The sequence below is a fragment of the Nostoc sp. genome, from assembly GCF_036917455.1.
Classification (GTDB): domain Bacteria; phylum Cyanobacteriota; class Cyanobacteriia; order Cyanobacteriales; family Nostocaceae; genus Nostoc.
The window spans coordinates 1-10165 of sequence record NZ_JBALDK010000039.1 but is presented as its reverse complement, the minus strand read 5'-3'; the positions used below and the strand labels follow the sequence as shown (position 1 = coordinate 10165).

The 10165-nt window shown below is 44.2% G+C and carries 9 protein-coding genes; all 9 read right to left on the bottom strand.

The genetic code is table 11. The features are described from left to right. Window positions 1-72: 72 nt before the first annotated feature. The gene (locus tag V7K42_RS04070) at window positions 73-1155 is read right to left on the bottom strand and encodes an ABC transporter ATP-binding protein (RefSeq protein WP_334913780.1); all 1083 of its coding nucleotides are present in this window, start codon (window positions 1153-1155) and stop codon (window positions 73-75) included. Between the two features lie 149 nt (window positions 1156-1304). Further along, on the bottom strand, window positions 1305-2168 hold the full coding sequence (locus V7K42_RS04065) for a carbohydrate ABC transporter permease (protein ID WP_334714436.1): 864 nt from the start codon (window positions 2166-2168) through the stop codon (window positions 1305-1307). A gap of 2 nt (window positions 2169-2170) precedes the next feature. Then, window positions 2171-3082 carry a carbohydrate ABC transporter permease gene (locus V7K42_RS04060; protein ID WP_334913778.1) on the bottom strand — a complete coding sequence of 304 codons (912 nt, stop codon included), beginning with the start codon at window positions 3080-3082 and terminating at the stop codon, window positions 2171-2173. A gap of 82 nt (window positions 3083-3164) precedes the next feature. Then, on the bottom strand, window positions 3165-4478 hold the full coding sequence (locus tag V7K42_RS04055) for an ABC transporter substrate-binding protein (RefSeq protein WP_334890609.1): 1314 nt from the start codon (window positions 4476-4478) through the stop codon (window positions 3165-3167). A gap of 332 nt (window positions 4479-4810) precedes the next feature. Continuing rightward, a complete protein-coding gene (locus V7K42_RS04050; protein ID WP_334913776.1) occupies window positions 4811-6088 on the bottom strand; it encodes an MFS transporter in 1278 nt (425 codons plus the stop codon). Next, window positions 6054-6527, bottom strand: a complete 474-nt coding sequence (locus tag V7K42_RS04045; protein WP_334913774.1) for a MarR family winged helix-turn-helix transcriptional regulator — start codon at window positions 6525-6527, stop codon at window positions 6054-6056. The genes V7K42_RS04050 and V7K42_RS04045 overlap by 35 nt, the downstream gene beginning before the upstream one ends. A 19-nt stretch (window positions 6528-6546) precedes the next feature. Then, a complete protein-coding gene (locus V7K42_RS04040) occupies window positions 6547-7401 on the bottom strand; it encodes an ABC transporter permease (RefSeq protein ID WP_334913772.1) in 855 nt (284 codons plus the stop codon). Beyond that, on the bottom strand, window positions 7358-8209 hold the full coding sequence (locus V7K42_RS04035) for an ABC transporter ATP-binding protein (RefSeq protein WP_334913770.1): 852 nt from the start codon (window positions 8207-8209) through the stop codon (window positions 7358-7360). Before V7K42_RS04035 ends, V7K42_RS04040 begins: the two co-directional genes overlap by 44 nt. A 455-nt stretch (window positions 8210-8664) precedes the next feature. Next, window positions 8665-9720 (bottom strand): magnesium-protoporphyrin IX monomethyl ester (oxidative) cyclase, encoded by a 1056-nt coding sequence (gene acsF / locus V7K42_RS04030; protein ID WP_334913768.1) that lies wholly within the window; start codon window positions 9718-9720, stop codon window positions 8665-8667. Window positions 9721-10165 lie beyond the last annotated feature (445 nt).

Here is a 10165-nt window from a genome sequence, read left to right as displayed (position 1 = left end):
CCTCTCCCCATACACGATTATCATTCTTGTTAAGACTGTTTTGAGTATTTTAGCTGATTGACAAAAGGCGCTTTATTCTAACCTCTCACGGATGTGGCCAGATTGAACATCAAACCAGTGAATATCTTCAGGGGGCAATGTCAGTGTAATATCCTCATTACTCCAAGTTTGGTCTGTTGGCAACAAAGCACGTACTATAATCGCTTCAGTTTGTGAACCCTCAACTCTGACACTGACTAAATAATGCATACCCAAGTTTTCTACTAGATGCACTCGCCCTTGAATAGTTTGGGTATCACCTGGTTGGGCAATGCGAACGTTTTCTGGGCGGATACCTAGTACAATTTGGGGTGGTACAGTTGGTATATTTGGCAGAGGTACTTGGAAGTTACCTAGTACCGCGTATTTTTGCTTACAAGGAAGAGTTAGCAAATTCATCTGAGGACTACCAACAAATCCAGCCACAAATAAATTAGCTGGATGGTTATAGATGATTTCGGGCGGGTCAAGTTGCTGGACATAGCCATCGTTGAGCAGAGCTACTTTCGTGGAGAGTGTCATCGCTTCTGTTTGGTCATGGGTAACATAGACCACAGGGACTTTTTGAGCTGCAAAAATTTGCTTGAGATCGGCTCGGACTCGTTCTCGCAACAGCGCATCCAAGTTACTTAACGGTTCATCTAGCAGATATACATCGGCATTACGCACCAAAGCCCGACCAACTGCAACCCGCTGTCGTTGACCTCCAGACATTTTACCAGGCTTGCGATTCATTAACTCTGCTAATCCTAAAATTTCTGCCACTTCTGCCACTCGCTGTTTAATTTCTATCGGTGGTACTTTTTTCAGCTTGAGTCCAGAGGCAAGGTTTTCGTACACTGTCATGTGTGGATAGAGTGCGTAACTTTGAAATACCATTGCGATGTTGCGATCGCCTGCTGATTTATAAGTAACATCCACGTTATCGATCGTAATTTGACCGCGAGTAGGTTCTTCAAGACCTGCAATCATGCGTAGAACAGTGGATTTGCCACAGCCAGAAGGGCCAAGTAAAGTCAGAAACTCATGGTTATCTACTGTTAAGCTAACGTCTTTGACAGGGACGACTTTGGAAGTATAAGTTTTATTCAAATTTTTGAGTTCAAGTTTAGCCATTTTTCATTTGTCATTGGTCATTTGTCATTGGTCATTGGTCATTGGTCAAGCATTAGTAATTTTTCTACTGCTTCCCCTGCTCCCCCTGCTCCCCCTGCTTCCCCTGCTCCCTCTGCTCCCCCTGCTCCCCCTGCTCCCCCTGCTCCCCTTCATCCTTTGACAGCACCAGCAGTCAGACCTTGGACAATCCGGCGCTGGAAAAACAAAACTAGTAAAACTAGGGGTAAAGTCCCAACAACAGTAGCAGCCGCGATCGCACCGTAGGGAATTTCAAATACTGTCGCACCACCCAATTGAGCCGCAGCAACGGGAATCGTCTTCATTTCTTCACGGGTCATAAACGTCAGAGCGAAGATAAACTCATTCCAGGCAAAAATAAAGGTGAGAATTCCAGTAGTCACTAAGGCGGGAAGGGTCATAGGTAGCACAATTTGCCACAGTAGTTGAAAGGTGTTGTAGCCATCGACCCTAGCAGAATCTTCTAAGTCTTTAGGTAATTGTTGGAAAAAGCTTCTGAGTACTAAAATTGTCAGGGGCAAATTGATCGCAGTATAAGGTATAATCAGCGCTAGATAATTGTTGCCCAGCCTGAGCGCTTGAATAATTTCTAACAGTCCGAGGAACAACAGAATTCCAGGAAATAAAGTCACCATCAGCACGCTGGCAAGGATAGCTTGTTCACCCCAAGGGCGTAACCGTGCTAGGGCATAAGCAGCAGGTGCGCCAATCGCTAAAGCTAAAGCTGTAGAAGTAATCGACACAAAGGCACTGTTGAAGATGTAGCGCCAAAATGGACGACGAGTAAATAATTCAATGTAATGACTAAAAGTGAATCGCGTGGGGAAATAAACAGTGGGAACGGCAGCAATATCTTCGTTAACTTTAAAGGAGGTGAGCAATTGCCATAATGCTGGCGCTAGGCTGAATAACATTACCAATGCAACCGCTATTAGCAGCAAGATTTTTTTAGCAGAAAATCTGGTTTTTGCTATTGGTTGTGGAGTTGAACTCATGGTTAAATAACTCCTGATGTTTTAGCACGGGACTTATTAAGTAAGAAACTAGCGATCGCCACCGCAGCAATTAATATTAGAAATGTCACTACCACTAAAGCCGCTCCATAACCAAAATCTAAGTAGCGCATCACCGTAGAATAGATGTATAGCGACACCACTTCAGTTGCACCACCAGGGCCACCCCCGGTCATTACAGCAATCAAGTCAAAAATCCCGAAAGCTTGAGCAAATCGAAATAGGACTGCAATTAAGATTTGTGGCAGCAGCAGTGGCAGGGTAATATTGCGGAAGCTTTGCCAAGGATTTGCCCCATCAACAGAGTAAGCTTCATAAAGGTCTGATGGTATTGACTGCAATCCAGTCAACAACAGAATACTGATAAAAGGTGTAGTCTTCCAAACATCAGCAAAAATTGCTGCACTCATCGCCAGAGTTGGATCTCCTAACCAGTTAATTCCAGTTTTTATCAGCCCTAACCGCCGCAGAATGTCGTTTAAAACCCCAAACTGGTCGTTAAAAATCCAAGACCATGCCAGACCAATCAGAGCGGTAGGCAAAGCCCAAGGTAGAATGGCAATTGTCCGCACTATGCCTCTTCCAAAAAACGCCTGATTCAGAACTAGAGCAATCAAGAGTCCTAGCAGTAGTTCTGAAACCACAGATGCTGTTGTGAACACTGTCGTCGCCCACAAACTCTGCCAAAAACGACCATCCCCAGCCATCCGCACATAATTGTCCAAACCAGAGAATACGGGTTGTAGTTCAGTTCCCAAATTCCTAGTAAATACACTTAACCAGAATGCTCGTAAAATCGGGTAGGCAAATACAAACAACAACAGTAATAATGCTGGTGTTAGTAAGATCCAAGCAGTCTGTTGTTCCCGACTTCGGAGTGTATGTGGATTAGTCATTGGTCATTGGTCATTGGTCATTTGTCATTTGTCATTTGTCATTGGTAATTCTCTCATGTTCCCAATCCCCAATCCCCAGTCCCTAGCCCCCAGTCCCTAGCAATCGACGCGTTTCATTAGCAGCAGCTTGCATTGCTCGTTCTGGATTTATCCGATTGGATAGCGCAGCGCTGAGATAACGCTGCAAAATATCTGATGTCTGGGCATATTGGGCAACTGGCGAACGTAAAACTGCATTGTCCACAACCTCCAGTAACTGCGGATAGTGCGGGTATTTGGCAACAATCTCTGGGTCTGTAAATAAATCTCGGCGACTTGGAACATAACCTGCACTCAAAATGAAGCGGCGCTGTGCCTCCCGACTGGTAAAGTACTGAATTGCTTTCCACGCTTCTTCGGGATGTTTAGAAGATTTAGAAATCCCTATACCCCAGCCTCCTAAACAAGCTGCACCAGTTTTACCGGGAGCATGAACCATCGGTTTAATTGCAATTTTGCCTTTGATTGGCGAATTCTTTTCTTGGGCTAAAGGCCATGCATAAGGCCAGCTACGTAAAAACGCTACTTGACCACTTTGGAAGAAACGCCGGGTGTCTTCTTCCTGGTAGGTTGTGACTCCAGGAGGAGAAACGCCCTCGCTGATGGTACTACGCAAAAACTCAATGGCTTGTAATGTTTCTGGTCTATCCAACCCAACCTCCAATGTTTGGGGATTAACCCAGAAGCCACCAAAGCCATTAAGAACTTCCACAAACATTGCCACCAGTCCTTCATATTGCCGTCCCTGCCAAACATAGCCCCAATTCACCTTGTCTTTCTTCTGCAAGGCTTGAGATATTCGCATCAAATCCTCAAAGGTTTCTGGGGGTTTCAATCCTGCTTCTTTGATTAAATCTTCGCGGTAGTAGAGCATTCCCACGTCGGAACGCACAGGAATGCGGTACAGCTTGTTCTGGTAACGTCCGCCTTCTACATCCTTGGGTGAAAATACTGCCAACTCCTGCTTGGAAATGCGATCGTCTAGGGGTAGCAACCATCCAGCAGCAGCAAACTTGGGTGTCCAGATCACATCCATATTCACCAAGTCATAAGGGGATTCACCTAAGATAAAAGATGAGGTGTAAAGGTCTTCGAGCAAATTTGTGGCATTGGGCCCCTCAACTAAGTTAATGCGAATGCCTGGGTTTTCAGCCTCAAAGTCTCTAATCAAACCCTGCTTCCAAGGTTGGGCATCAGGGGCAGTAATTAACATATTCAGGGTAACTGGTCGTTGCGAGAGCGCTACCCAATTGAACAATACGATCCCCAACAGAATTGCCAGAAAAATCCCTATATGCAAAAAGCTTTGTTTTTGGATGAATTTTTGTAGCTTGTTTATTGGGTTTTGATACAACATTATCAATAATGTAGCGATCGCTATTGGTAATAATTATCTAGTTATCTCTGAAGCCAACTGTATTTACTGCCTGTTTGCGAAGCGTAGCGATTCCTACGACTTAATTGTTTCCGATTTTCTTCTTAGTTTATACTCTCCTGGTATTAACAAGAAGGGATAAAGCAGTATTGAATGTTTCTATACTGACAGTTTTAACAGATTGTAATAATTGAACCTCCGATGACAAAATGTCACGCGATTCCTGCTTCAACGCTCTGTGAGCTATTTCCTTAAATAGGAATATGGCTTGCCTAACTCATGACTGGAAGTCACCAGTGTGGAGCTTGCAGAAATCAATCAGGATTTTTATATTCCTGCAAAGCTCCTAATTTACGAATTCCCGGCCAAATCATGGCTGTAGCAATCACCACTACAATTGTGCCAATTCCACCACCTACAACGGAAATCACTGGGCCAAATAAAGCTGCTGTCAAGCCTGATTCAAAGCCTCCTAATTCATTCGAGGCACTAATAAACACGCTATTAATAGCAGCAACCCGACCACGCAAATGATCCGGTGTTCTAATTTGAACTAATGTATGGCGAATCACAACGCTAATACTATCTAGTGCGCCACCAAAGGTCAGCATTAACATAGACAGCCAAAATGAACGAGAAAGTCCAAAGATGATTGTGACAACCCCAAAGCCAACCACTGACCACAATAAGGCAGGGCCTGCTTTGCGTAACGGTGGTAAATACGCTAGGGTAATGGCCATAGTCAAAGCACCGATGGAGTGTCCTGCTTGTAGGTATCCCAATTCCACTGGCCCCACGTGGAGAATATCTTTGGCAAAGATGGGTAGCAATGCGATCGCACCACCCAACAATACAGCAAACATATCCAATGTGATGGCTGCTAAAATTAACTGATTCTGCCAGACAAATTTAGCACCAGCTGCAAGTGCTTTAAGTGAGATTGGCTCAGTTGTGCGGATGGCTTTTTGCTCTTTGATCGCTACTGTTAAAAGAAAACACAGCAACGCGGCGATCGCTGCTACTACATATACTCCTGTAGCACTTCCTAGGAAAGCGATGCCGAATCCCCCCAAGGCTGGGCCAATAACAGCAGCTAACTGAAAGCTACTACTATTCCAAGTTGCCGCATTGGTAAACGCACTGACAGGTATCAACTGCCACATTAAGGCATCACTAGCAGGTCTGAGGAATGCCCTAGCGACACCTGTTAATACCAAGCAGGCGTAAATTAGAAAAATTGCCCCTTGAGTATAAGAAAGCACTGCCAAAGCCAGCGAACAGAGAGCTAGCAGCATCACTGACAGTAAGATGATGAGTTTGCGCTCGCGGCGATCGGCCACATGTCCGGTAATCAAGGTGAGAGCAATCATCGGCAAGACTTGCGCCAGTCCTACGCCACCAAGAACGATCGCTGAGTTAGTCCGCTCATAGAGTTCCCAGCCGATAGCTACAGTTTGCATTTGCGACCCCACGGACAGCACTAGCCGTCCAATGGTAAATAGCCGATAGTCTCGAAACTTAAAGGCTGCAAAGGGATCGTGCTGTGCAACCTCAGAGTTATGGGGATTTGAGTTCCGTTTGCTCGAAGACATTTTTTAGTAGAGTTAGGCCTTCTTCAATGTTAGAAATTTGCTCTTCTGTCAAACCTTTTAACAGGTCGATAATATGAGCGCGAGTTTGATCTTGGGATTGTTTGAGATGATGCCTTCCATCTTCAGTTAAATTGAGCAGCACCCGCCGCCGCTCTTGAGGATGAGAGCAACGTTTCACGAAGTCACGTTGTACTAAGCGTTCTACGGTTGCTGATGCCGTGGCAGAAGTGACACCTAAATGCTCTGCGAGGTCAGATAATGAAGCACCTGGATTGCGATTGATAAATGCTAGCGATCGCAACTGAGGTATAGATAAAAAGGCGGCACTATGGGCACGCATATCCGCTCGGATAAACCGCATCATTAATGGAACTGTTTCCATTACTCTAGCGGCACATTCTTCGGAAGTTGCACCTTGAGCAGGTTTATCCAAGGTCATGGGCTTGTTGTTCTCCTGATTACATCGCCACCCGTGGATAAAGTTTTCCACCAATGATGGCTAAGATTATTAACGTTAATAAGAGAATTGTACAATCCAGACCAAAGCCATAGATGCTAGTGCCATTCAGCAGCATCGTGCTACGTAAGCCATCAACCTCATAAGTCAAGGGATTTAAATGAGAAATAAACTTTAACCAACTGGGCATCAACGAAATCGGATAGATGGCATTGCTTGCAAAAAATAACGGCATGGTTAACAATTGCCCAACACCCGTCATCCTTTCTCGGCTTTTCACTAAACAGCCAATAATTAATGAAAAAATGCAAAATGTTCCCGCCCCCAGCATGACTACTACAAGTACTTGGAGAATAGCTAGGGGATGAAGATTTAATTTTACACCTAATAAAAATGCCAATCCGTAAATCAATAGTACTTGAGATAAGCACCGCACCCCACATGCCAAAGCTTTGCCCAACACCATCGCTACACGAGGTGTAGGACTAGCTAAAAACTTATGGACAATCCCTAAATCTCGCTCCCAGATGAGCGTCATCCCACCACTAAAAATTGCCACAAACAGAATACTCTGAGCCAAAATACCAGCAGAAATGAAGTCCAAATATGGTAAGTTACCTGTAGGAATCGCGTGAGTGCGAGCGAAAACTTGCCCAAATATCAATAGCCATAAGGCTGGTTGCACAGCTCTAACTACTAAATCAGTAGGATCGTGGCGGAGTTTACGGACTTCCAATTCCGCGATCGCCAGGGTTTTTGTAACTAGCTCTTGAATTGCAGAGATGAAATTTACTCGCCCAGTGGGCGGTGCTTTAACCCAACCGTTGAGCAGTCCGTCTGGTTCTTGCTGTGTCACGGTAGTTGACTCCTGATGTTAACTGGTTGCCTGTATAGTGAATAAAGACATCATCCAAAGTTGCGTTTGGTTGATTTAAAGAAGCTTTTAAGTCGCTTGGTGTACCTGTAATTACGACTTCACCTTGCTGCATAATCGCCACACGGTTACATAAGCTGTCTGCTTCTTCTAAAAAGTGGGTTGTTAAAAATATAGTTGTGCCGTAATCAGCACAGAGTTGTAGCACAAGTTGCCATACTTGAGTCCGGGCGATAGGATCTAGTCCGACAGTCGGCTCATCAAGAAAGAGAATTTGGGGTTGATGTAAAACTGATACGGCGATTTCTAGCTTGCGGATCATCCCACCAGAGTAGTTGCGTACCAAGCGCTTTGCTGTATCTTGCAAACCCATGTATTCTAGAATTTCATAGATGCGGCGATCGCGTCCTTTTGCTGGTATTCCATAAAGCTTGGCAAAGATTAAGAGATTTTCGTAACCCGTGAGACTCCCATCAGCAGAGAGCGCTTGCGGTACATAGCCGATAGCCCGTCTCACAGCATTGGGTTGACGAGTCACGTCATAGCCAGCTAAGGTTGCTTTCCCTGCACTCAGAGGTAGCAAAGTTGTCAACATCTTAATAACTGTACTTTTCCCTGCCCCATTAGGCCCAAGCAGCCCAAATACTTCACCCTGCACCACAGATATGCTCAGGTTATTAACAGCCGTTAACTTCCCAAAACGGCGTGTGAGTCCCTGAGTTTCCAAAATCAACGGTCTTGACTCGCTAGGAGGTTCTGACCGATTTATTTTTCCAGTCAGTATTGTCACAAGTTTGATGCACTTCTATTAATTAGTTAAGCTAACTATTAGTTTCTCAATATATATCCTTGAAGTCAATAGACTTGTGACAAAAATCTCAATCAGAGTCCAAATAATTGATTATGACTGACGCAAAACTCCCTGTGCGTGTTTTGAGCTTCGCGATCGCAACGCTTGCAACAGCACGCTGAAAGCCCTTCGGAGCAAAACAGCAGTTTTTTGAAAAAATATTAATTAAAATAAAAAACCTCAAAAAGTAACCAAATATTGGAAGGCGATCGCATTCTTACGATCTTATCTTCCTCTAATTATTTAGAATATGTCATTGCCAGTGTAACGAAGTGAAGCAATCGCAGGGGTTCGGAGATTGCTTCACTTCGTACCCTACGGGAACGCCAAGGGCGAACACAATGGCAACTAATTAGTCGGACACGAGCTGATTCCACAAAATGCGATCGCCAAATTTAACGCACAGTTTCCCGCAAAGCCTCAGCATCAACGGGTTTAATCAGGTAAACTAACAGCAGATTCCAAACAATTGCTGCAATCAAAGGTAGTTTGCGAATTAGTTTCACAACTTTGGGTATACAACTACTCTCAATCTCTGCAATTTTCATGTTGTAACCCGCACAGCGTTGTAGAAGTGGGAAAAACTTGGGATGTTCAGTATTCAACATCACAGGAAAAGCTCGTCCCGCAGTTTCATTGGTGTTACGGACAACTTCGCGGTCAAATTCTGTCGCATCAAGTCCCAATGATGTGTAAAAACCAGCCCGTTCATGAACTGTCAGGGTGTGAGTAGCAAATACCGATAACAAGAAAAAGCGACTCCACAGCCTAGCTTTCCAGTTGTTCCACAGTTGCGGTTGAGAACGTAAAAGCGCCTTGAATATATCCCCGTGGCGGTTTTCGTCCTGACACCAACTCTCAAAATATTGGAAGATGGGGTAAAACTGGTTTTCTGGGTACTTTTCTAGATGTCTGTAGATAATAATGTAACGCCAGTAGCCGATTTTTTCTGATAAGTAAACGGTGTAGAGTACCCACTCAATTGGGAAAAACGTATAGGTGCGGGTTTTAGTAACATTGCCTAAATCCAGAGAGAGCTTAAAATCGCCCATTGCTTTGTTGAGAAATCCAGCGTGGCGAGCTTCATCACGTGCCATCAGTTGAAATATTTCCGCTAGCAGTGGACTGCGATTTTTCAGCTTGCGGGATAGTTCTTTGAATAGCAAGAAGCCGGAAAACTCAGAAATGCAAGAGCGTTCCAAATACTCAATAAATGCCTGCCTTGCTTCACCCTCAATGTGTTCCCAAGACTGGTTAAACACCTCATCCCGAACAAAATGATGACGGTTGTAATCTGTCTGCATTTCTGCCAGCATTGCCTTTAACTCCGTCTCCTGGGCAGATAAATCCAGGTTGGCCGCAGTTTCAAAATCTGTAGTATAAAACCGGGGGGTAAGTACAGTTTCTTTGCTGGGGGTTTTAATTTCTGGCTTGGGTAGGGTATTAACCATCTGTAGTGCGGTATGCAAGTAAATCGTCGTATAGTTATCAAGTTATAATAAATATGATTCTTTTGCTATGCCTTTTTACAATCCTTCAGTAAAGGAGGAAATGCGCTACAAAGTAAATCGTTTCCATCCCCGTGAGGGGTAATGATTTTAAAACTATTTGTATTTTTGTACCACAATTTCTTGGTACAGGATTTATGTTTCCATCCCCGTGAGGGGTAATGATTTTAAAACACGTTCTACAATGTTGGGTATTCAAGATATCTTAGGGTTTCCATCCCCGTGAGGAGTAATGATTTTAAAACCTGTCACGCGCGATGGTTTCAATCAAATCTATAATTCGTTTCCATCCCCGTGAGGGGTAATGATTTTAAAACTGCTTATGAGATTATTATTGCAATCCAACAACTTATAGTTTCCATCCCCGTGAGGGGTAATGATTTTAAAA